22 protein-coding genes are annotated in these 22,213 nt (G+C 49.8%); 5 read left to right on the forward strand and 17 right to left on the reverse strand.

Features of this window, described 5'->3' with window-relative positions:
• Positions 1 to 7: 7 nt before the first annotated feature.
• The 13 genes from BJU60_RS04945 to BJU60_RS05005 all read right to left on the reverse strand — a co-directional run bounded on the left by BJU60_RS04945 (position 8) and on the right by BJU60_RS05005 (position 12,545).
• A complete protein-coding gene (locus tag BJU60_RS04945; RefSeq protein ID WP_070327738.1) occupies positions 8 to 1,492 on the reverse strand; it encodes a Na+/H+ antiporter subunit D in 1,485 nt (494 codons plus the stop codon).
• On the reverse strand, positions 1,485 to 1,826 hold the full coding sequence (locus BJU60_RS04950) for a Na(+)/H(+) antiporter subunit C (protein ID WP_016510019.1): 342 nt from the start codon (positions 1,824 to 1,826) through the stop codon (positions 1,485 to 1,487). Before BJU60_RS04950 ends, BJU60_RS04945 begins: the two co-directional genes overlap by 8 nt.
• On the reverse strand, positions 1,826 to 2,278 hold the full coding sequence (locus BJU60_RS04955; protein ID WP_083273987.1) for a Na(+)/H(+) antiporter subunit B: 453 nt from the start codon (positions 2,276 to 2,278) through the stop codon (positions 1,826 to 1,828). Before BJU60_RS04955 ends, BJU60_RS04950 begins: the two co-directional genes overlap by 1 nt.
• The gene (locus BJU60_RS04960; protein WP_070327740.1) at positions 2,247 to 4,682 is read right to left on the reverse strand and encodes a Na+/H+ antiporter subunit A; all 2,436 of its coding nucleotides are present in this window, start codon (positions 4,680 to 4,682) and stop codon (positions 2,247 to 2,249) included. The genes BJU60_RS04955 and BJU60_RS04960 overlap by 32 nt, the downstream gene beginning before the upstream one ends.
• A 275-nt stretch (positions 4,683 to 4,957) precedes the next feature.
• Positions 4,958 to 5,272, reverse strand: coding sequence for a thioredoxin (gene trxA / locus BJU60_RS04965; RefSeq protein WP_070327741.1), 315 nt, complete (start codon positions 5,270 to 5,272; stop codon positions 4,958 to 4,960).
• A 107-nt stretch (positions 5,273 to 5,379) separates the two neighbouring features.
• Positions 5,380 to 6,345, reverse strand: a complete 966-nt coding sequence (locus tag BJU60_RS04970; protein ID WP_070327742.1) for an electron transfer flavoprotein subunit alpha/FixB family protein — start codon at positions 6,343 to 6,345, stop codon at positions 5,380 to 5,382.
• A 14-nt stretch (positions 6,346 to 6,359) separates the two neighbouring features.
• Positions 6,360 to 7,133: an electron transfer flavoprotein subunit beta/FixA family protein gene (locus BJU60_RS04975; protein ID WP_070327743.1), complete on the reverse strand. Its 774-nt coding sequence runs from the start codon at positions 7,131 to 7,133 to the stop codon at positions 6,360 to 6,362.
• Between the two features lie 79 nt (positions 7,134 to 7,212).
• Positions 7,213 to 7,791, reverse strand: coding sequence for a TetR/AcrR family transcriptional regulator (locus BJU60_RS04980; protein ID WP_070327744.1), 579 nt, complete (start codon positions 7,789 to 7,791; stop codon positions 7,213 to 7,215).
• An 80-nt stretch (positions 7,792 to 7,871) separates the two neighbouring features.
• The gene (locus BJU60_RS04985; RefSeq protein WP_070327745.1) at positions 7,872 to 9,545 is read right to left on the reverse strand and encodes an AMP-binding protein; all 1,674 of its coding nucleotides are present in this window, start codon (positions 9,543 to 9,545) and stop codon (positions 7,872 to 7,874) included.
• Positions 9,546 to 9,681: 136 nt separating this feature from the next.
• The gene (locus tag BJU60_RS04990; RefSeq protein WP_070327746.1) at positions 9,682 to 10,158 is read right to left on the reverse strand and encodes a DUF4825 domain-containing protein; all 477 of its coding nucleotides are present in this window, start codon (positions 10,156 to 10,158) and stop codon (positions 9,682 to 9,684) included.
• A gap of 12 nt (positions 10,159 to 10,170) precedes the next feature.
• The gene (locus BJU60_RS04995; RefSeq protein WP_070327747.1) at positions 10,171 to 11,298 is read right to left on the reverse strand and encodes an ABC transporter permease subunit; all 1,128 of its coding nucleotides are present in this window, start codon (positions 11,296 to 11,298) and stop codon (positions 10,171 to 10,173) included.
• Positions 11,288 to 12,169, reverse strand: a complete 882-nt coding sequence (locus tag BJU60_RS05000) for an ABC transporter ATP-binding protein (protein ID WP_070327748.1) — start codon at positions 12,167 to 12,169, stop codon at positions 11,288 to 11,290. Before BJU60_RS05000 ends, BJU60_RS04995 begins: the two co-directional genes overlap by 11 nt.
• Complete coding sequence (locus BJU60_RS05005) at positions 12,144 to 12,545, reverse strand: GntR family transcriptional regulator (protein WP_016510027.1); 402 nt, start codon at positions 12,543 to 12,545, stop codon at positions 12,144 to 12,146. Before BJU60_RS05005 ends, BJU60_RS05000 begins: the two co-directional genes overlap by 26 nt.
• A 179-nt stretch (positions 12,546 to 12,724) precedes the next feature.
• Between BJU60_RS05005 and BJU60_RS05010 the strand changes: the two genes are divergently transcribed.
• The 4 genes from BJU60_RS05010 to BJU60_RS05025 all read left to right on the forward strand — a co-directional run bounded on the left by BJU60_RS05010 (position 12,725) and on the right by BJU60_RS05025 (position 14,952).
• A complete protein-coding gene (locus BJU60_RS05010; protein WP_070327749.1) occupies positions 12,725 to 13,474 on the forward strand; it encodes a hypothetical protein in 750 nt (249 codons plus the stop codon).
• A 106-nt stretch (positions 13,475 to 13,580) separates the two neighbouring features.
• Positions 13,581 to 13,991, forward strand: a complete 411-nt coding sequence (locus BJU60_RS05015) for a MarR family winged helix-turn-helix transcriptional regulator (protein WP_070327750.1) — start codon at positions 13,581 to 13,583, stop codon at positions 13,989 to 13,991.
• 22 nt (positions 13,992 to 14,013) lie between these two features.
• Entirely contained in the window at positions 14,014 to 14,652 is a 639-nt protein-coding gene (locus BJU60_RS05020) for a nitroreductase family protein (RefSeq protein WP_070327751.1), read from the forward strand.
• Between the two features lie 15 nt (positions 14,653 to 14,667).
• Positions 14,668 to 14,952, forward strand: a complete 285-nt coding sequence (locus BJU60_RS05025) for a putative quinol monooxygenase (protein WP_070327752.1) — start codon at positions 14,668 to 14,670, stop codon at positions 14,950 to 14,952.
• Between the two features lie 130 nt (positions 14,953 to 15,082).
• Here BJU60_RS05025 and BJU60_RS05030 read toward each other — a convergent pair whose 3' ends face one another.
• The 4 genes from BJU60_RS05030 to BJU60_RS05045 all read right to left on the reverse strand — a co-directional run bounded on the left by BJU60_RS05030 (position 15,083) and on the right by BJU60_RS05045 (position 19,703).
• Positions 15,083 to 16,621 (reverse strand): hypothetical protein, encoded by a 1,539-nt coding sequence (locus BJU60_RS05030; RefSeq protein ID WP_070327753.1) that lies wholly within the window; start codon positions 16,619 to 16,621, stop codon positions 15,083 to 15,085.
• Between the two features lie 127 nt (positions 16,622 to 16,748).
• A complete protein-coding gene (locus tag BJU60_RS05035) occupies positions 16,749 to 17,006 on the reverse strand; it encodes a hypothetical protein (protein WP_070327754.1) in 258 nt (85 codons plus the stop codon).
• 20 nt (positions 17,007 to 17,026) lie between these two features.
• Positions 17,027 to 19,384, reverse strand: coding sequence for a DEAD/DEAH box helicase family protein (locus BJU60_RS05040; RefSeq protein ID WP_070327755.1), 2,358 nt, complete (start codon positions 19,382 to 19,384; stop codon positions 17,027 to 17,029).
• Positions 19,377 to 19,703: a nucleoside triphosphate pyrophosphohydrolase gene (locus BJU60_RS05045; protein ID WP_070327756.1), complete on the reverse strand. Its 327-nt coding sequence runs from the start codon at positions 19,701 to 19,703 to the stop codon at positions 19,377 to 19,379. The genes BJU60_RS05040 and BJU60_RS05045 overlap by 8 nt, the downstream gene beginning before the upstream one ends.
• A gap of 146 nt (positions 19,704 to 19,849) precedes the next feature.
• On the opposite strand from BJU60_RS05045, the gene dptF reads away from it, so the two are divergent.
• The gene (gene dptF, locus BJU60_RS05050) at positions 19,850 to 22,213 is read left to right on the forward strand and encodes a DNA phosphorothioation-dependent restriction protein DptF (RefSeq protein WP_217265636.1); all 2,364 of its coding nucleotides are present in this window, start codon (positions 19,850 to 19,852) and stop codon (positions 22,211 to 22,213) included.

A 22,213-nucleotide genomic window follows, 5' to 3' on the forward strand; every position in this document is an offset into this window, starting at 1 on the left:
CTTGTAGTCACTCCTTTAACACGGCATCGATGTATAGTTCCGGTTGCGTTAACGGTTCGATTGCCTGAGTGATATATGGATGCATCAACTCGGCTCCAAAACCATACGCAACCGCCACGGTGAGCAACAAGCACACCGGGACGAGCAAGCGTTTCGTATACGGGACGAGCGGGCCGTCATAGACACGGCGCTCTTCTCCCCAAAATCCGTACAAGAAAATCTTGATGACCGAGAACAAGACGAACAGGCTCGAAATCAAGACGAGGATCGGACCGAACAAGTCCCCTTCGCCTACGCCTCCTTGCACGATCAACAGTTTCCCGAAGAACCCACTCAGCGGTGGAATGCCGGCGAGTGACAACGCGGCGATGAAGAACGTCCACCCGAACAGCGGGAAGCGTGTGATCAATCCACCCATGTCACGCAACTGTCCGGACCGGGTGATGCCGATCATCATGCCGACAAGCATGAACAAGACTGCTTTAATCATCATGTCGTGGATCAAGTAGTAGAGCGCGCCTTCAAGCGATGTCTGCGTGTTGATCGCGATTCCGTAAAGGATGACCCCGACGGCAATCATGATGTTGTAGATGATGATCAGTTTGACATCGTTATAAGCGATTGCCCCGACCATCCCAATGATGATCGTCAATACTGCGAGCACAATCAAGAACGTCTGTAAGAACGTACCGTTCACATCAAACAGCAGCGTATACGTCCGCAAAATCGAATAGACACCGACTTTTGTCAAAAGTGCCCCGAACAACGCGAGAATCGGCGTCGGTGCGACGACGTATGAACCCGGTAGCCAGTAGTGAAGCGGCACGAGCGCACCCTTCAACCCGAAGACGATGATGAACATGACGCCGATGACGGAGATGACGTTCGGATTGTCGACGAGCGGAATCTTCTGTGCAAGATCTGCTAGACTGAGCGTCCCAACGGCACCGTATAGAAGCGCGACCGCCATGACGAACAGCGCTGACGCGATGACGTTCACGAGCAAGTATTTGATTGACTCGCGCAACTGGACGCCTTTACCGCCGAGGACGATCAAGACGTATGACGAGATCAAGAACACTTCGAAGAAAACGAACAAGTTAAAAATATCCCCCGTCGTGAAAGCACCATTGACACCGACGAGCAAGAATAACATCGCGATGTACAAATAATTCTCTTCGTAAGCGGTTGAAAAGTAATGGATCGCGAACCAGACGATAAAGAACGTCAAGATTGTCGACGTCGTGACGAGAAGCGCCGACAACATGTCCGAGACGAGCGTGATTGAGAACGGCGCCGGCCAATTCCCGAGGTTGAGGGTCAAAATTCCTTCGTTTGAGACAGTGTGCACTAATAAGAGTGACACGAGCATCGTGACGAAAATAGATCCAAGTGCCATGAAGCGTTGCAAGCGAACGTTTTTAGGCAAGAACATCATAATGATCGCCGCAAGCGCCGGGATGACAATCGGAAAGACAGGTAAGTTAATCATTCGATTCCGTTCCTTTCATTTCCTCCATATTATCCGTGTTGAGCTCTTGGTAGGTACGATAAGCGAGCACCAAGAAGAACGCCGTCACCCCGAAACTAATGACGATTGCCGTCAAGACGAGCGCTTGTGGTAACGGATCGGTGTAGTCAGTCACACCGTCAATGAGGACAGGGGCAGCCCCCGTTTTCAGTCCTGCCATCGTTAAGACGAGCAAATGGGCGGCATGACTGAACAGTGCCGTGCCGATGATGATGCGTAACAAACTCTTTGAGAGAATCATATAGACTGCACACATCGTCAAGGCACCGATGATGATGCTAACGAAGATTTCCATTATTCACTCTCTCCAATCGTTTGAATGATCGTCATCGTCACACCGATGACGACGAGGTAGACGCCGAGGTCGAACGCAATCGCTGTATGCAGCGTCTCCTCACCGAGTAACGGCAAGTCGAACTTGTCATAGGCGTGCGTCAAAAACGGACGGTCCCATAATACCGAGTGCAGCGCCGTCAATATGGCGATAAACAATCCGAAAGCCGTCATTTTCCGATAATCAAATGGCAAGACGGTCGCAAGCGTCTTCGAATCGAACGCTAACAGTAACAGCACTAAAGCAGCTGCCGTCATCAACCCGCCCACAAACCCGCCACCCGGCGAATAATGCCCGGAGAAGAACAAGTTAATCGAGAAGATGATGATGATGAAGAAGATGATCACTGCGGCCGTTTGTAAAATGACATCATTGACGCGTTTACTTTTCCGCTTCGTGTTCATGTTCACCATCTCCTTTCGTGCGTTGAGTCGTTCTAAATTTAATCATCGTGTAAATCCCGAAACCAGCGACCGCAAGGACGACGATCTCGAACAACGTATCAAAACCACGGAAGTCGACGAGGACGACGTTGACCATGTTTTTTCCGGCAGCCAAGTCGTAGACGTTCTCTTTATAGTACTCCGAGATCGAGCTGAGCGATTTGTTTGAAAGTGTCATGAAGCTGAGCATCATGACCGTGACCCCAACTAGTATTGAAACGAGCGCGTTCCCGACTTTGAAGCGCATGCGTGCCTCTTTTTTACTAATTTCCGGCATGTGATAGAACACGAGCAGGAAAAGTGCGACCGACACCGTCTCGATGACGAGTTGGGTCAAGGCGAGGTCCGGTGCTTCGAAGAAGACGAAGAAGAGCGCGACTCCGTAACCGACGACACCAAGTAGAATGATGGCCGGCAAACGCGAACGCATAAATAGTATCGCGAATGCACTCAAGACGACGACTGCACCGAGCACGTACTCGTAAGGGGTGATCACTGCCATTTCTCCGAACGAGAAGTTGTACATATCGTACCACCACATCGAGAACAAGAGCATGCCCGACATAAAGACGAAGATGTAAATCAAATATGAGCGGATAAAGCCGGTCATGTAATTGTCTTTAAAGCGATAAGCTGCTTTGTTCGACCAGACGAGCGACCCGTCGTACATGCCATTCAGCGTCAACCGGTTCGGGATACGGTTGTAGATCCCCATCCACTTGTTGATCATGAAGAACATGAGCGTCCCAAGGGCGATGATCCCGAGTGTCATGAATAGCTCTGGAGTAGGTCCGTGCCAGAAGTAAATGTCGACTTTGACCTCTTGCCCGCTCGCGACGAGCGTCGGATAGATCGACTCGACGGCAGGCTTGATGAGCGAGTTCGACAACACGTTCGGAATGAAGCCGAGGACGACAACGAGGATGGCTAAAATTGCCGGCGGGATGAGCATCCCGATTGGTGCCTCGTGCGGCTGTTTCGGCAATTCGTCGAACTTGGCTTTGCCCATGAACGTCCGCGTAAAGATGATCAAGCTATAGATGAACGTGAACACGCTCGCGATGAACGCGACGACAGGGATCAAGATCCCGATCGTGTCGAGCGCGAAGAAGTCCATCGAGAACACTTTCGTCGTCGCCTTCAAGAACATCTCTTTACTAAGGAAGCCGTTGAATGGTGGTAACCCTGCCATCGACAACGAGCCGATGACGGCGATTGTGAACGTGATCGGCATGACGGTCATGAGACCGCCGAGCTTACGGATGTCACGTGTTCCCGTCTCGTGGTCGACGATCCCGACCATCATGAACAACGACCCTTTGAACGTGGCGTGGTTGATCAAGTGGAAGATGGCCGCGATCGTCGCGACCATGAAGATGTTGTCGTCGATCCCGTCGTAATGAAGCGCCGCGGCGCCAAGGCCGAGCAGCGACATGATGAGACCGAGCTGACTGACCGTCGAGAATGCGAGTATCCCTTTCAAGTCCGTCTGTTTGACGGCGTTGAAAGCTCCCCAGAACAACGTGAACGTCCCGACCGTGACGATGATCCATAGCCAGAGCGATGATTCTTGGAACACCGGACTCATCCGGGCGACCAAGTAGAGCCCAGCCTTGACCATCGTCGCCGAGTGCAAGTACGCACTGACCGGGGTCGGTGCTTCCATCGCGTCCGGCAACCAGATGTGGAATGGGAATTGCGCTGACTTCGTGAACGCCCCAAGCAAAATCAAAATCATGGCGGCGACGAAGAACGGACTTTCGGCGATAAGCGCCTGATTTGCGACCATGTCGCGGATGCTGAACGATCCGACGATCGACTCCAAAATGACGATCCCGCCGAGCATCGACAGACCACCGAACACGGTGATCAGCATCGACTTGCGGGCCCCATAGCGAGAGCGTTCTTTCTCATACCAATACCCGATCAACAGGAACGACGAAATCGATGTGAGTTCCCAGAACATGTACATGACGACCATGTTATCCGAGAGGACGACACCGAGCATCGCACCCATGAAGAGAAGCAAGTACACATAAAAGTGACCGAGCGACTCTTTATCTTTGTTCAAGTAGTAAATCGAATACAGGACGACGAGCGCCCCAATCCCTGTAATGAGGAGGGCAAACAGTAGTCCAAGCCCGTCCACGTAAGCGGTAAAGTTGATCCCGAGCGACGGCATCCACTCGACCGTTTCGCTCACGACGTCTCCCGCACTCGTGATTCCGATGAAGCGGAAGAAGTAGACGAACAGGAGTACCGGGACGACCAGTACGAACCAGCCCGTATGGATCCGTTTCAACGCCCGAAACAAAAACGGGATGAACGGTGCCGCGAGGAGCGGCAATAAGATAGCGAAATGTAACACCGACAAGAAAATTCCTCCTTCGAACAGAGTCGTACAAACGACGTAGCGCCCCTCTATAAAGTAGGGTCATCTGACTACATCACGTTTCTAAATGAGTATAGCGCAATATTTCCGTTCTTAGCCATGATTAAAACTTCCCTGTTTCTTCACAACTTCAAACTATTCTTGAACTATTAAATATGAAAGAACACGTCGAAAAAACGTAAAAAATTCTCATCAGTTGTCGAGACTATTAACGATAAAAAAACAGCCGATCGGTCTCCCGATCGGCTGTACGTTTATTATTTTGCTGACGCGATAAACTCTTTAAGCGCTTCTTTTGGTTGGAAGCCCATTGTTTTCGAGACAGGTTGTCCGTCTTTGAACATCATGAGTGTCGGGATGCTTTGGATTTGGAAAGCGCCCGCTACTTCTGGGTTCTCGTCAACGTCGAGTTTAACGATTTGGACTTGGTCGCCCATCTCTTGATCGAGTTCTTCAAGAACCGGTGCGATCATGCGGCACGGTCCACACCATGCTGCCCAAAAATCGACGAGGACGACGCCCTCTTTCACTTCTTGTTCGAACGTTTGAGTCGTTGCGTGTTTAATAGCCATTTGGTAAATACCTCCCCAGTAAGATGAGACAGTTCAATTAAGAACTCTCTTGCATTTCATGTTCAGAGTATACCACGGAGGGTAACTTTCCCCAAACGTTATGCCCATCAGCTATTGACGAGGTGTTTTCGGAACTCTTCAGTCAAGAGCGGCACGACGTCGAACAAGTCGCCGACGATGCCGTAGTCGGCCACGCTGAAGATGCTCGCTTCCGGGTCCTTGTTGATGGCGACGATGACTTTGGCGTTGCTCATCCCGGCCAAGTGTTGGATTGCCCCGGAGATCCCGCAGGCGATATAAAGGTCCGGCGTGACGACTTTACCAGTCTGTCCGATTTGGAGTGCATAGTCGCAGTAGTCCGCGTCACACGCTCCACGTGAAGCACCGACCGCGCCGCCGAGCAGTTCAGCGAGCTCTTCGAGCGGTTTAAAACCGTCCTCGCTCTTGACGCCACGTCCTCCGGCGACGATGACTTTCGCTTCTGCGAGATCGACTTTACCGGTCGCTTTACGGACGACTTCTTTGACGATCATGGCGAGATCTTTCAATTCGACGGGCGGCGTCTCGACCGACACGCTCGCCCCCGCTTGACGCGGAAGTGCGTCGATGTTGTTCGGACGGATCGTGAAGAACATGACCGAATCTTTGAATTTCACTTTCTCGAACGCTTTACCCGAGTAGATCGGACGGACGAATTCGGCGTCTCGTCCCGAGCCTTCGATCGAGACGACGTCACTGATGAGGCCGGCGTCAAGACGGGCCGCGAGTTTCGGTGCGATATCTTTTCCGAGTGCGGTGTGACCGAGGACGATCATATCCGGTCCTTCTTGGTCGATGATTTGGCGGAGTACTTGGCCGTAACCGTCCGGCGTGTAATGTTTGAGTCGCTCGTCTTCGATGACGAGGACGCGCGCTGCGCCGTGCTCCCCGAGTTCAGTCGCGAGTGCTTTGACGTTATCCCCAATGACGACCGCCGTCACGTCGTCCGTCAGTTGCTTCGCCGCGGCGATCGCTTCAAATGATACGTTCCGTAACGCGCCTTCGCGCGCTTCTGCGAGTACTAAAGCTTTCATATGTGATATCCCCCTTAAATGACTTTGGCTTCCGTGCGAAGTAATTGAACGAGCTCGCTCACTTGTGTCGACGTGTCCCCTTCAAGAATACGTCCCGCTTTCTTCTCTTCCGGCAAGAACCGTTTGATCGTCTCGATCTTCGCGCCGATCTCGTCTTCGTCGAGGTCGATGTCTGAGAGATCGAGTTCTTCGAGCGGCTTCTTCTTCGCTTTCATGATACCTGGAAGGCTCGGATAGCGCGGTTCGTTCAAGCCTTGTTGCGCCGTCACGAGGAGCGGCAGGTTGACTTCGATCACTTCTGTGTCCCCCTCGACGTCACGCGTGACCGTCGCCGTCGTGCCGTTGATGTCGAGCTTCGTGATCGTCGTCACGTAGTTCATGTCGAGCAGCTCGGCGACGCGCGGCGCCACTTGTCCGCTACCGCCGTCGATGGCGACGTTACCGGCGAAGATGAGGTCTGGCGCTTGGTCTTTCAAATATGCGGCGAGCACTTTCGAAATCGTCACGTGATCCGCGTCCTCGACGTCATCCTCGATCGAGATGCGGACCGCTCTGTCCACACCCATCGCGAGCGCTGTCCGTAGTTCTTTGTCCGCGTCGTCCGGTCCGACCGTCACGACCGTGACTTCTCCCCCGAGATCGTCACGCTTGCGGATCGCTTCCTCGACCGCATACTCGTCATATGGGTTGATGATGAATTCGGCACCGTCTTCTTGAATCTCCCCGTTCTCAAGTTGGATCGCTTCTTCTGTATCGAACGTACGTTTTAGCAACACAAAAATATTCATCGTAGTTCCCCCTTTAAGTTGTTCGCACCATCATTCATGAATCTCCATTCATTTTTTGAGCTAGCGAGAGGGCTTACGGTTAAGCAAGCCCTTTTTTCAACATATGGTGTACTTTCGGTAACGTCGACATCAAGTCGTACTTGAAGCCGCTCGCCATCCAACTCGTGACCACTTCATCGATCGTGCCGAAAATCATTTGTCGCGCCAGCCGGTAGTCGAGGTCCTGGTCAAACTCCCCGGTCTCGATGCCGTGCTTGACGACCGCATCGATCAAGTTCAAATACGGCTTCAACACTTCACTGATCTTTTGGCGGAGCGCCAAGTTCGACTGTCTGAGCTCGATTTGCGTCACGACGGCGAGGTCGTAGTCGACCGACAGCTGCTTGAGATGCGACTCAATCAACTGGTACAGCTTGTCGCCTGCCGTCGTCTCCTGCTCGATCTGTTGCTTCGAGTAGTCGATGAACAGGCCCATCTTCGTCTGGAACAGTTCGATCAACAGATGCTCCTTATTTTTGAAGTACAAATAAATCGTTCCGTCCGCGACACCAGCTTCTTTGGCGATGGCTGTCACCTTTGCACCGTGATAACCATGGTCCGCGATCACTTTCACTGCCGCATCGATAATGCGGTCACTTTTTGATACATTCTTTTTCATAGACACCCATGCTCCTTATTGCTGCAGAAAAATGAATGATGGTTCATTCATTTATTATTCTATCATGTCAAAGAGAGGTGTCAACTGCTTTGTTTCACTTGTTTCGCCTTCTCTTCGTCGACGAGGACGCGGCGCAGGATCTTACCAACGAACGTCTTCGGCAACTCGTCACGGAATTCATACAGCTTTGGTACTTTATACGCCGCGAGCTTCTCACGGCAATGCTTGTCGAGCTCGTCTTCGGTCACATTCACCCCGTCCCGCGTGACGATGAACGCTTTGACCGTCTCACCGCGGTAAGGGTCCGGGACACCGATACAGACCGCTTCCTTGACGGCCGGATGTTCGTACAGCACTTCTTCGATCTCACGCGGGTAGACGTTGAAGCCGCCGGCGATGATCATGTCTTTCTTCCGGTCGACGATATAGAAGAACCCGTCCTCGCCCATATAGCCGAGGTCACCGGTCGCGAGCCATCCATCTTTCAAGACGGCCGCCGTCTCTTCTGGTTTTTGCCAGTAGCCTTTCATGACTTGCGGTCCATTCAGGAACACTTCGCCGATCTCACCGACTTCGGCCAATGTCTCGCCGTCTGCTTTTACAATTTTAGCAGAAGTATCGGATAACGGCACCCCAATCGAGCCGACGATGCGTTTATCCCACAAGAAGTTGGCATGCGTCACCGGTGACGTCTCGGACAACCCGTATCCTTCGACGATGCGCCCGCCCGTCACATCCTCGAACTGTTCTTGCACTTCGACCGGGAGTGGTGCCGATCCTGAGATGCATGCCTCGATCGACGACAAGTCATACTTTTTCAGTTTCGGGTCATTCAAGATGCCGACATACATCGTCGGGGCTCCTGGGAAGAAGTGTGGTTTCTTCTTGTTGATCGTCTTCAAGACGTCGGTGACGTCAAAGCGTGGCACGAGAATGAGTTCATACCCGTTCGCCACACCGAAGTTGAGGCAGCATGTCATGCCGTAGACGTGGAAGAACGGGACGACGCTCAAGACGCGCTTCTCATCACCGCGGTTATATTTATAGAAGAAGTTCGAAATTTGGTCGACGTTCGCCGTCAAGTTGAAATGTGTCAGCATGACCCCTTTCGGCAGCCCGGTCGTCCCGCCCGTGTATTGGAGCACGGCGACGTCTTGTTTCGGGTCGATCTCGATCGGCTTGACCGGTCCAAAGTTTTTGAAGTCCTTGAACGCGACCGAACCCGTCGTATCGATGACGATATTGTTCTCGCGTTTCACTTTGATCGGGTACAGCTTGTTTTTCGGGAACGGCAGGTAGTCGGCGATACTCGTCGTGATGATCGTTTGAATGTCCGTCTTTTCTTTCACCCGGAGCGACTTCGGATAGAGGAGATCGAGCGTGATGACGATCTTCGCGCCGGAATCGGTGATCAAGTTTTCAAGCTCGTGCTCGGTGTAGAGCGGGTTCGTCTGGACGACGGTCCCACCGGCATACAGGACGGCGTAGAACGAGATGACGTACTGTGGACAGTTCGGGAGCATCAGGCTGACCCGGTCCCCTTTTTGCAACCCTCTCGACTGCAACATCGTCGCCAAACGGTGGGCCGCATCATCGATTTGGGCAAACGTCAAATCCTTGCCGATGAACGAGACGGCGGTCCGGTCCGGGAAATCTTTAGCGGCGCGGCTGAGTGCCTCATAGAGTGGTTTCACCTCGTAGTCGATCGTTTCAGGCATGTCAGCTGGATAATCTTGTAACCACGGTTTTTCCATTGATTCTCCTCCTTAGAATGAATAGTCATTCAGTTAATTCCATTATAATGCTAAGAAAACGCTTTCATCTACCCTTTACCCGATAATTTTCAGAAAATATCGAAAAAAAGTGCATGGATTCAAAAATCCATACACTTTAGACGCGTCTGAAGTACGCTTCAGTTTGCTCTTCATTCCCAATTTTTTCATCCAAGCGGGCAATCAACTCTTCTTCTTTCTCGATCGTCGAGAAGTCGATCCCGAGCCACGCCTCCATCTCGGGGCGAGAGAACGCGTACGTCCGGTTCGGGAACGCGAAACGGACGATCTCCGTATTTTGTACGAGCGTGAAATACGTCGCCGCGTTACGGATGGCAAGCCGCTCCTGCTCGATGCGCTCAATCTCCGGATCATGATAACGGACGGTCAAGCCATAGGGACGTTTTTTCGTCTGCAGCTCGATCGACTTATAACAGTCGTGCATCGGCAACGTCTTGGCGATCCCGACGACGGCGTTGATATCGCCGACGTATGTGCCCTCGTATTGAAAGGCACTCGGGGGCCGCTTCGAGGGATCACTACACCCAGAAAGTACAAACAGTAATACGACGAGCACCAGACCGAACCGTTTCATGATACGTCCTCCTTAAGATTTGAGTTGCAGGTTGAAGCGGTAGAGCAGGCGTTTGGCGAGCAAGTGGGCGAGGAAGCCGCCGATCAAGAAGCCGATGACGTAAAGAATACTGTTCGTCGAATACGCGATATTCGCTAAGATAATCCCACCAAGCATGGCGAAACAAAGCACCATCATCAGGTGAACGAACCAGAGCCAGTTCGAGAACATGAAGAAGCGGCCGTTGTTCTCTTGCGGGGCCCGGTTGAATGTAAGGAGTCCGAGTCCAAACGATAGGACAATAAAAGCAAGTACGCTTAATGGAGCAACGGCTAGGAACTCTTGCCACACGCTGTTGTCTGTATATAAGTTATACGTGTCGACGTTAATTACATTCGCAAGCGGTGAAATCACGCGCAAGAACACACTTTCAATCGCACGTTCGAATACACTATATACGCGCTCTGTATTTTGAGTGAACGATATGACCGATCCTTGAATCAGCAATAAGATGCCGACAGGGAACAATAGTGCGACGACCGACCAGAGCACTTGCGAGATTGCCTCCCCGCCAAACGAACCCATCCATAACGCCAACGAGAAAACAGCAATTCCGGTCAATAGCATAAAACCGACGAGCGCTGCGACTTTCAACGAATGTCCTTCAATTAAGAACGAATATCGTGACGCATGGATCATCCAAAGCATGAGCGGTCCACCAAGGAGTGTCGAGACGACGATGCCGCTCGTCCCAATCAACCATTTCGATATGTACAACTGGTTCCGGTTGAACGGGAGGGACATCGCAAAGTCAGACATTTGGCTGTTGCGTTCACTGCCAATCAAGACAGACGCCATCAAGAAGCCGAAGATGATATAGAGAAAGATGACTCCACCATACGGGATGAGTGTCTGTAAATCGCCAATCCAGTAACTATATTGCGGGTTGAACAACTCTTCAACTGATGCGTTCGACGCATCACCATTAAACCACTCGGCATACTTGTCCGGATTCATTTGAATGTCCTGAACTTGTTCATCGAACGACTGCATTTGTGTCCACACCGGGAGCGTGTACGCGACAATCCCAAGGAAGACGAGCAAAATCCATAACAACGACACTTGTTTCCAATCTTTTTTCAACAACACGTTAAATGACACTTGCCTCACCTCCTAATTGGACCCGGAAAATGTCTTCGAGCGACATCGGGATCTCTTCGACGAGCATCGGGTCGTGGGCGTCGACGAACGTGTCGAGCTCTTGCGTCCGTTCTTTCGCCATGAACAAGACGACGCGTCCCGTCACGTTGATGATTTCGATATCTTTTCGTTCGAGCAGTTCGACCGGTACTTGGTCGTTGAAGACGACTTGCAGCTTGACGCTCGACTCACGAGCCTCTTCAAGCGACATGATCGCTTTGACCCGTCCCTTCTCGATCATGATGATGCGGTCGGCGATCCGCTCGAGCTCGTGCAGCTGGTGGCTCGAGACGATGATTGAGCAGTTGCGTGCCTCGACTTGGGCGATCATCAGTTTCAAGACGTCGGCCTTGGCGACGACATCGAGTCCATCGGTCGGTTCATCGAGCAGGTAATAGCTCGCTTTGACGGCGAAGGCGAGCGACAGCGTCACCATCGCTTTCTGCCCTTTGGACAACTGACGGATCTTTTTATTACCGATGTTGTAGCGCGTGAGCGTCTCGGTGAACGCCGCCCGGTCGAACGACGGATAGATCGAGGCGTACAAGTCCATCGCCTCGTTGACGGTGTAATGTTTGAGCGCGTCGGCTGAATCCGGAACGAAAATGACGTCCCGCTTCAATTCAGCTTTCTCAAAAATGCTCGATGGCCCGTAGCGGACGTCCCCGGTGTCCGGTCGGATGATGCCGACCATCGTCCGGAGGAGTGTCGTCTTGCCGGCCCCGTTACGACCGACGAGGGCGATGATCTCTCCTGGTCTGACCGAGAAGTCGATTGCATCGAGCACGGTTTGGCGGTCGATTCTCTTACTCAGTTGCTGTACTGTCAGCATGGTTCTCCCCTACTTTCTTATACTCTGTCTCAAATAGCGTCATCGCTTCTTTAAGCGACACGTTTGCGTAATGGCAGTCGATGGCGAGCTTTTGGATAGCTGCGACGACCGGCGCGCGTGACGCGTCTTGGTCAACCCAGTCCATCGAGACGAACGTCCCGCGCCCGCGATGCATCTCGAGCAAACCGAGCCGCTCGAGCTCTTGATACGCCTTGCTGACGGTGTTCGGATTGATGACGAGGTCCGTCGCGAGCTCACGGACCGACATGACTTTGTCGCCCGGTCGTAAGATGCCGCGGATGACGAGCGCTTTCGTCTGATTGACGATTTGTTCATATAAAGGTTCCGCACTTTTCATATCGATCTTATATAACATGGGTCACACCCTCTCTTGTAAACGTGGTATAAGTGTATTATATGTATTAGTACACGTAATAGCAATAGTTCTTAGAGGGCATTTTCAGTTTACAGGGAATTGGGAATAAATAGAATACGACTTTGGACCGAGACGGGATTCGGTCTTTTCGGGTACATTGTAGTAGAGGTGAACAGAAAATGAAGAAAAGGTTGTTAATTGGCGCAGTCGGCTTGCTCGTCGCCGGATCGATGTACGGGAGAAGCGAAGCGACGGAGCGCTATACAGACTACATCTATGACACGTACGGGGAGCGTGTCGATGTCGACGTGTCACAGGACTGGAAACTGACTGGATACAAGGCGACGTTCAAACTGGAGACGACACCGCTTCGCGGGACGTATTCCGCGCGGACGTATGGGGACGGCTCGGTCCATGACGATGTGATGCCCGCCTACTGGGTGAAAGAAGCCGAGACGACGCTACACGACCGACTCGTCACCGCGAACGTCTTGTCACGTGAAGAGACGGTCCGGGCGAACGTACCGGAAGACGCGGTGCGAATGCGCGACGTGACGACAAAGCCTGAACCGACGTCCATCTTCGAACTGAATCCAGAGACGTTTTTAGGCGCCTCCGTCATGCTGCACGAAGCATGGAACGACACCGCTGAACAGAAACAGCGCGTGCTCGACGTCATCCGTCTGCTCGAGGACGATGTGAAGTCGATCCATTTCTCGTTCGACGGGACACCGAACGAGGATGACGACTTCACCGAGCGTTATTTGAACGTGTCACGCACACCCCAATCTGGCGACCCGTCGTTCAATTCACTCCAAACGATTGACGACTTGAACCGCCACGACCGCCTGTATGGGTTTGACAAGACGACGTTCATCAGCGAATACCGATTTGATGGGACGAAAATCGAGCGAGACACTGCTGACTAATCCGGTAGTGTCTTTTCTCGAGTCGTCTTGCTTTACAGACAGCGGTCGACTTGCTAACATTTGACTTATCAATGATTGATGAGTCAAATATGAAAGGTGGGACGCAATGGAGCTACGAGAGATGAGCCGGTTGCTATACCAAATCAAACTCGCCGACCAGCGCGTCGCGACATCGTTCGAGCGTGAGACAGGTTTCAGCCTGACCCGCTACGAGATGCTCATGATCGTCAACGACAAAGGCGTCTGCTCGCAAAGCGAGATCCAACAAGAGATGAAGATCGACAATGCGGCGATCACCCGTCACTTGAAGATTCTCGAGGAGAAAGGCCATGTCCAACGTGAACGGAACGTCGCGAACAACCGCGAAGTGTTCGTCCGCTTGACGGAGACGGCGGCACGCGAGTTGCAGCACTGTGAACAAAACCATGATCAGACGAACCATTTGATCGCCAAAGTATTATCGGAGTCGGAGATGCAACAGCTATCCGCCCTATTACAAAAGCTAAATACTATTTGAACAGAGAAAGAGGAGATTAACTATGACAACTACATTTGAAAACAATACATTAACGGACGTAATGCTCGACAGAAAGTCGATCCGCGCCTATGACGAAACGGTCAAGATCCCACAACTCGAGATGCTCGAGATGATTCAAGAAGCAACGACGGCCCCGTCTTCAGTCAACATGCAACCGTGGCGCTTCGTCGTCGTCGAGAGCCCGGAAGCAAAAGAGACGTTGAAACCGTTGATCCGCTTCAATACGCTTCAAAACGATACGTCGGCCGCGATGGTGCTCATCTTCGGTGACATGGAATGCTACGAACTCGGCGAAGAGATCTACGATCAAGCCGTAGCGGAAGGCAAAATGCCACAAGATGTCCGTGACAGACAGTTGGAAATGTTTATTCCTTACTACAAAAACTTGTCGAAGCCAGAGATGAACGATATCGTCAAAATCGACTCAAGTTTGGCAGCGATGCAGTTCATGCTCGTCGCCCGTGCCCACGGTTACGACACGAACCCGATCGGCGGCTTTGAGAAAGACCAATTGGCGGAAGCGTTCGGACTCGACAAAGACCGCTACGTGCCGGTCATGATCCTCTCGGTCGGCAAAGCGGCAGAAACAGGCTACAAATCAGTCCGTCTCGACGCTGAAAAAATCACAAACTTCAAATAATCGGAGGAATTCAACATGATCTTAGTCAACGCCATTTTTGATGTGAAAGAAGCAGAGTTCGAAAACTTCTTAGCCGATATCAACAAACTCATCGACTCGTCGAAACAAGAAGCTGGCTGCCTGGGCTATGAGCTCTATCAGTCGACGACGTCAGAGAACCGGTTCGTCATGATCGAGAACTGGGCCGACCAAGCCGCTCTCGAGCAGCACAACCAAAACCCGGACTTGATCGCCTTCGCCCAAAACGTAGCCAACTACGTGACGGCGAAACCGGTGCTCCATGTGACGGAAGTCAACTAATCAGCAGACGGCCGACCTCGTGTCGGCCGTTTTTCTGTACACTCTTTAGCATAATCCCGACCATTGGCAACCCTTATCCGACTAGCAGGCATACAAAAACCGCTTCTACATGTGTAGAAGCGGCTGTTTATTATATACCGAGAATGGCGAACGATACGCCGACGACACCGATGAGCGCCATCGCGTAAACGGGTACGCGCGGCATCTCGCCGTTGTTGTCGAGTGCTTTCCCGAACATGAAGAACACGATCGGGTGCACGAGGAACGGCATCGAGAAGATGAGCGGGATGAGAAGCGATGCCTCTGTCCCGAACATGCCACCTTGGACCGCTGCGAAGAGGCCAAAGTGTGAGATGGCTGACGATTGCGCCATCGTCGTGTAGTCGAATGCGATCGTGCTGAAGCTGAGGATGACGAGACCGCCGAAGACGGCCATCATCTGCCAACCGAACGAGAACTGCATGAGCGCCTTCACTTCTTTGAAGTCCTCACCGTTCGCACCGCGCAAGTTTTTAAGCGCGAGTGCCGTCAAGACGAGACCGACCAAGACGATGATCGCCGTCGGCCAGATCCAAAGCGCCCCGTTGTCGGCACTGACTGCCAAGATCGAGAACACGAAGATGTGACCGAAGAACGGGATGTTGATCATGATCGGCGCACGTTTTGCCGCCACTTGACCGAAGTCACCGGCCGTACATGCACCTGTGAGACCACTGTGCGACAGCGAACCGGCCATACCTGGTGCGAGGTTACGGATGTGCCCCGTGCGGGCGAACCACATGAGGAGCGCGATCCCACCGAACATCCAGAACAACTGACCGAAGAAACCGTAGACGAGAATCGAGTTCATGCCTTCAATGGCGAAGGCGTCACCGATCCGCGAACCACCGACCATGAAGTTGGCCGCCAACACGACCGGGATACCGGCGAACAAGAGCGCGCGGACGGTCGGTCCGTACGTCCAGTTTTGGAAGATGGCACCGAGTGCTGATGACAAAAGCATCGCAAAGAAGATTTGTGGCAAGGCGATGACCGGTTGAACGGCCATGGCGATTGCGTACGAGATGAACAAGATGACGAGCAGTAACGCCGTCTCGATCAAGCCCTTCTTCATATAAACGTGCTTGTCGTCGATCTGTGCCTTATGGTCGATCAAGAGGAACGATGCCGCGAGACCGATCAACGCGAGGATCGGGTAGTAGAGCGTGATGCCCTCTGCCGTTCCCGGTTGGATCATCATGCGGAAGAACCCTTCGAGTCCGACGAGCAAGAAGAACGAACGAACGATGAAGATGAACTGCGTCCGTCCTGTTCCGAGGAACATCTCTTCTTTCGATGGGACGACGATGTCTTTCATATCGAGCGCTTGCTTGCTTAAAATCTTACGAAGCTCTTGCCCACCGACGAAGAATGAGACAACGAGCGCGATGATCGTCGTCCGCGACAGGAAGTCGACGAGCGGGAACTCAGGGAGACCCGGTGTCGCGATGCCCATCTCGACCATGGCGAAGCCGAGGCCGAGGCCGAAGATGACGATGACGAGGATTGGTGAGAACCGTGAACCGGCCACGACCATCCGTGATAAAATGACCATCGGGATGATGAAGGCCACAAGTAACCAGAATTGGTTGAGTAATTGCATTTGCGATAATTGCTGAACGATTTCCATGAAGTAACCCCTTATACATTTTTTTCACACTGTTTCGAAGTTTACAGGATTGAACATTCTGTGACAAGGGGGTGTGACGTATTGTAAACTTTGAAAGCGGAACCAACTGAAATGGTTCCGCTTTCGGTTAGGTATTCGGTTGGCGAAGGCCCCAGATGCCTTTATTTCCCGTGGCATAAAACAAGTCATCTTTGCCATTGAAGCTGGCTGAATCGCTCGAATGGGCGCGAATCTGTTTGTTGACGTGAGCCTTCCAATCTTTGTAGCGATCGAGCTCGAGTTGATAATACGACTTTTCGATATAGTCGTAGATTTCTTTCAATGACGCCGTCCCACCGTAGTGCTGGAGGGCGAATTGGATTTTGCGAAGTAGTGCGCGTTTCAAGTTAAAGACTCCTTTCCCAATCACTCTGAAGCTTTCCGACTGAAGTAGTGATGCAGTCGAACTTCAACGATTTGACTGACCCATTCGTAAACCAGAGGATGAGCATACGCTTCGTTTTGCTCGATATGTAATGCTTCCTCAGACACAAAAAACGGTCCTTTAGCTATTTTATCAAATGGCATCCGCAACAGTAACTTTTCGATTCTTTGCTGATGGAACGGTGATTGGAAGTCTTTTGTCTTCCCATCGATCTGTTGACGGTACGGGATTGCATTGATGAAGTCATAAAACGGCCGAGCTGCCTCGCTCGCTGAAAGTGGTCCGAGCCATCCTTCTAGCCCACGGTTCAACATGAGCGATAGCACAATCATCTTATAACTCTTCGTCATGTCGGTGTATTCAACTTCGACTAACAATGATTTCGCACCTTCAAACAGATGACTTTCTTCCTCTCCCAACTCACTAATTCGATTCAAGAAACCGAAGTAGCCCCCGTCTTTCTTCCATTGAGAGCGATAGGCGTCCATCGAGTACTCGCCTCGTTGAATCAACTCCATATAACTCGGTCGTCTTCCAAGCTCTTCTTTCACCATGAAGTAGTTCCGTTCTAACTGCTGCTGGCGGGTTGAAGATCGAGTCACCATCCGCTTCAACAAATCAACGGCATGTAAATCAAATTCGATGGTACAGCCATCGGGCAAGGTCCCGTTTGTTGGAAGCTCTTTTACAATTGGTTGTCGCTTTGTCGTCAAGAGCGCCAACTTCTTGTCGATGTTCTTGTAGTTCCCGATCAAGTCGATGATGGTGCAATGCGTCTTCCCGCTCAACAAACGGAGTCCTCGACCAATCTGTTGCGTGAAGACCGTCAACGATTCGGTCGGACGGCAAAACAACAACGTATCGATTTCAGGAATGTCTACGCCTTCATTGAACAAGTTCACCGCGAAGATGATATCAAGATGTCCTTGCTTCAATTGTTTGATGACATCCTCTCGGTCATATTCAGTCTGGCTATGTAAGGCGACGGCTTGAACGCCTTGGAGACGGAAGTAGTCAGCTAAATATTCGGCTTGAGCGACCGAAGAACAGAATCCGAGCGCACGTGTCTGGTGATGCATCTGCCAGGCTTCGAAGATTTTTTGAGCGACACTTTCCTTTAACTGTTCTGCCAATAGCTCATCCTGATCATAACGGCGGCCGTTAATCAATCGGATTTGCGAATAGTCGATTTCGTCATAAATTCCGACGTAATGAAAAGGAGTCAAGTAAGATTCTTCAATTGCTTCAGTAAAGTGCATTTGATAGGCGACATTGTCATCACAGAGAGCGTAAACGTCTCCCCCATCCAGTCGGTCCGGCGTCGCCGTCAGTCCGAGCAAGAATTTCGGCTCGAAGTAATCGAGGACACGACGATAAGACGGTGCGGCCGAGTGATGGAATTCATCGACGACAATCAAATCGAACTGATCAGGCGCGAACTGTTGCATCCGATGTTTCGAGGCTAACGTTTGAATCGAAGCGAATAACACGTCGGCTGACTGCTCATCTCTCGAGTCACCACCTAGCAATAAGCCCGTTTTCCATTCAGTCGAGACTTTCTTATAAGAAGCCTCAGCTTGAAGCAGAATTTCTTTTTGATGGGCAATGAAGAGTACCCGTTTGAACTGTCGGGCGAAGAAGGCACTTAAATATGTCTTCCCTAAACCGGTAGCGAGCACAAGCATCGCTTTCCGTCTTCCCTCTTCCATCGTTTCACGTAACGCCTTTAAGGCGGCATCTTGGACGGTGTTCGGCGTGATCGTGTCGTCCTCAATGTAGACAGGAGTCATCTCAGCTACTTTGCCCATCTCATTCATCCGCTCTTGTCTCGCTTCGTATTCTTCGCGATAAGGCTGCAGCGAGATTGGATTCATGATTTGAGCATACTCACTATAAAACAGCTCGTGGAATGCATCGACCGATTGTTCGAACACATCCTCTGAGATGCTTGCCGGAATCTCGACGTTCCATTCGACGCCACGGTTCAAGGCGCTATGCGACAAGTTCGACGAGCCGACAAAGAACGTCCCGCTATCTTGAGTACGGAACAAATAGGCTTTCGGATGGAACGATTGACCATTCGAACGATAAAGTCGCAACTCAACCCCATCGATTTCCATGAGCATCTCGAGCGCATCCGGGTTCGTCAAATAGAGGTAATCCCCAATCAAAATCCGGACTTGGGCACCGCGCATGACCGCCTTTTTAAGTGAAGACGCAATCTCTTGAACACCTGATAATTGTGCAAACGCGACGACCATATAAATTTCAGTCGCCGCGTTGATTTGATTCTGTAATGGAATTCGTAAATGACTGGTGTGCAGACGTAACTCACTCATGATCAAGGACCTCTTCCAAGAAGATACCTTTTTCGAAACCGCCCCGCTTCTCGCGCTTCTCCTCACGAATGCGATTTAATTCTTCAAAACTCGCACCGTGCATCTTCCCGAGCGTATAGACAAGTTCCAGTACGTCGGCAAGTTCTTCGAGTGATTCTTCATCGATGTTTGTTTCCTCGTACTCTTTGATTTCTTCATGAAGTTTATGAGCTGCGAATTTCATATGCTCAGCATTAGATAGTTTTTTATGTATTGCTATTTTCCCAGACTGCTCAATGATTGTAGGAATTTTATCCCTTACCAACTTGTTATGGATCATGCAATCTCCCCTTTTCAAATCCTCATCCTTTATTTTACATAAATAAAGGATATAAATCATCCTACGTTTCGCCCTATATAAATTATTTAACAAGGTTACAAAGGAATCACTCAGAATCGATGATTATGATTCTATATTTTGTTACAATGTTTGTAAAATATCATTTTTATACAGGAAAGGGATTAACAATGAACACCCAAAAAATCTGGTCTTTTTTAGTTACGAACCTAGTTCCTGAGGAAGATACAAAGTTTACTTATGAGGAATTCAACAAGTGGATGATTGATTCACCTACAGAGGCTATGGTTTACTTAGACGGCATTTTCCAATCTTTAACTTTAAAACGTATGTATATGCTTGCAAAGAACACTAAGCGCCCAGCTCTATCTGAACGATACTTTGATCGTCACGTCATCAAGTTTGGTTGGCAAAAACTAAAGGTCGAACTAAACGCATCGATGAAAGAGTTAAAATGGGCTCACCGTTACATAGAGTTAAGTGACTTATATACAAAGCGTAACCTTTTAAAAATTGAGACTCTAGAAGCTTTTGAAAAATTGATCTCTTTAGGCGAAGTATATCTCAACGAGACGGAGAATTCATCCGGACTTTATGACAGCGATGTCTTCACAAAAGAAGAAATACTGGATGACTCTGAAGAGCATAGAGTAAAGCCCATTACATTCTCAGAACCACCTACTCAAGAAATCAAAGAAACAATCCCTGAAGACACAACTGTAGAGGATAACGTGAACGATTCATTCACTACCGAAAATCTCCTGGCCCAAAAAGATACAGTCACCGAGGATATTGTTAGTTCTATAGATATTAATGGAGACGCTACAACTAGCAAATTGCTAGATAAACTTCGTATGCTGCAATCTTCTTCGAAAGAATCGGTCGTCAATGCAGATAGCTTTGGGGAGTTTCGGGAGTATATGCATATCGATCGCCCGATTCAATACTCTCTCATTGAAACATTAGAGGCGATTGACAATGAATCCACACCACAACTAATTTTGCTAAGTGGTAGTGTTGGAGATGGGAAGAGTCACTTACTGGCTTACATCAAAGAAAAACATTCTCATTTGGTCAAAGATTTCAGGATTCATAACGATTCGACCGAGTCATTTGATCCATCAAAAAACTCAATCGAAACATTAGATAGTGTACTATCTTCTTTTTATAAACAGGATTCTGAAACTAAACATTTGCTGATTGCTATCAACCTAGGAGTTCTTCATAACTTCTATAACTTTGCAGCGTCTGAAAACCGATACGAATCACTCAGAAACTTCATTGATGACTCGGACATTTTCGGAAACGGAGAACACATTGTCTATTCAAATAAGTCACTCCACTTATTAAATATAGCCGGCTTCCAAACTTATAGCTTAGGAACAAACGGTGCCGAGTCTTTGTTCTTCTCGAAGATTTTAGAAAAAGTGGTCTTAACGTCGAACGACAATCCGTTCTATGATGCTTACTGTGAAGACGTCAATAATGGCATCCAATCTATTATTCATGACAATTACGATTTTCTATCGAATTTGGCTGTCAGAGAATCGGTTGAAAATGTCGTCATCCAAACAATGGTGAAAGAAAAGTTAATTATCTCAACGCGAGCATTCTATAATTTCATTTTTGATATTCTTGCACCATCAAACTTAAGCCTTGAACCAGATAAACCGAACGCAGCTCTCCCAAACCTTATTTTTGGTCACCCGGATCGTTCAATCATATTGAATGCTTTACATCGAATTGATCCAGTTTCGTTCCGCACCGACTTTTTCGATCAATTGATTACAAAATATGTATTGGCACAGCAGCCTCAAGATATTGCTAAAAATGCTTTAGGTGACATGGCAGAAATCTATCGATTCATTCATCATGCACCGGAGAATACAGATACTATGAATGCACTCGGGTCGTTCCTCATTCGAAGTTATTCACTATTGAACCCACAAGAAACCGATCGCACTTATCTAGATTTCTTGAAATATTTAAAGGCGTACTATCTCGGTGACGGAGAGAGTATCGAATCATTATTTGAATTGATTCGAGAAGTCATTTACTTATGGCGCGGGTCTCCACGAGAAAATTATTTATATATCGACGGTGCGAATAATGATTATAGAGTCGCCTACCCGTTTCAGGCTGAGGAGATTGTAGACGAACGTCTATTCGCAAGTGCAGAAAACAAAGACTCAGATTTTTATCGTTTTAGCCCATTTATTCGAATCGGTTTTGAAGTAGGCGGAAAAGAAATTTTATTCGATCTCGACTATAAACTCTATAGTCTGTTAGTAAAAATACAAGACGGATATCGTCCAAACCGAAATGATTTGCGCGACGCGGTTCAATTTATCGATTTTTATGATGAACTCATTCGATATACTGATAAATCAAAATCGATTCTATTGGTATCGACACATGATGGATCGATGGTTGAACTGACTAAGCCGAAATTTAGCAAATCTAAGTTTGAAGTAAGGAAGGTGAAACAGTAA

This window comes from Exiguobacterium aurantiacum (assembly GCF_001766415.1).
GTDB classification, from domain to species: Bacteria; Bacillota; Bacilli; order Exiguobacteriales; family Exiguobacteriaceae; genus Exiguobacterium; species Exiguobacterium aurantiacum_A.

Coding starts and splice junctions, on each gene's coding strand:
- BJU60_RS04945 (WP_070327738.1), bottom strand. CDS start 1,492: ATGATTAACTTACCTGTCTTTCCGATTGTCATCCCGGCGCTTGCGGCG.
- BJU60_RS04950 (WP_016510019.1), bottom strand. CDS start 1,826: ATGGAAATCTTCGTTAGCATCATCATCGGTGCCTTGACGATGTGTGCA.
- BJU60_RS04955 (WP_083273987.1), bottom strand. CDS start 2,278: ATGGTGAACATGAACACGAAGCGGAAAAGTAAACGCGTCAATGATGTC.
- trxA (WP_070327741.1), bottom strand. CDS start 5,272: ATGGCTATTAAACACGCAACGACTCAAACGTTCGAACAAGAAGTGAAA.
- BJU60_RS04970 (WP_070327742.1), bottom strand. CDS start 6,345: ATGAAAGCTTTAGTACTCGCAGAAGCGCGCGAAGGCGCGTTACGGAAC.
- BJU60_RS04975 (WP_070327743.1), bottom strand. CDS start 7,133: ATGAATATTTTTGTGTTGCTAAAACGTACGTTCGATACAGAAGAAGCG.
- BJU60_RS04980 (WP_070327744.1), bottom strand. CDS start 7,791: ATGAAAAAGAATGTATCAAAAAGTGACCGCATTATCGATGCGGCAGTG.
- BJU60_RS04985 (WP_070327745.1), bottom strand. CDS start 9,545: ATGGAAAAACCGTGGTTACAAGATTATCCAGCTGACATGCCTGAAACG.
- BJU60_RS04990 (WP_070327746.1), bottom strand. CDS start 10,158: ATGAAACGGTTCGGTCTGGTGCTCGTCGTATTACTGTTTGTACTTTCT.
- BJU60_RS05000 (WP_070327748.1), bottom strand. CDS start 12,169: ATGCTGACAGTACAGCAACTGAGTAAGAGAATCGACCGCCAAACCGTG.
- BJU60_RS05005 (WP_016510027.1), bottom strand. CDS start 12,545: ATGTTATATAAGATCGATATGAAAAGTGCGGAACCTTTATATGAACAA.
- BJU60_RS05010 (WP_070327749.1), top strand. CDS start 12,725: ATGAAGAAAAGGTTGTTAATTGGCGCAGTCGGCTTGCTCGTCGCCGGA.
- BJU60_RS05015 (WP_070327750.1), top strand. CDS start 13,581: ATGGAGCTACGAGAGATGAGCCGGTTGCTATACCAAATCAAACTCGCC.
- BJU60_RS05020 (WP_070327751.1), top strand. CDS start 14,014: ATGACAACTACATTTGAAAACAATACATTAACGGACGTAATGCTCGAC.
- BJU60_RS05025 (WP_070327752.1), top strand. CDS start 14,668: ATGATCTTAGTCAACGCCATTTTTGATGTGAAAGAAGCAGAGTTCGAA.
- BJU60_RS05030 (WP_070327753.1), bottom strand. CDS start 16,621: ATGGAAATCGTTCAGCAATTATCGCAAATGCAATTACTCAACCAATTC.
- BJU60_RS05040 (WP_070327755.1), bottom strand. CDS start 19,384: ATGAGTGAGTTACGTCTGCACACCAGTCATTTACGAATTCCATTACAG.
- BJU60_RS05045 (WP_070327756.1), bottom strand. CDS start 19,703: ATGATCCATAACAAGTTGGTAAGGGATAAAATTCCTACAATCATTGAG.
- dptF (WP_217265636.1), top strand. CDS start 19,850: ATGTTTGTAAAATATCATTTTTATACAGGAAAGGGATTAACAATGAAC.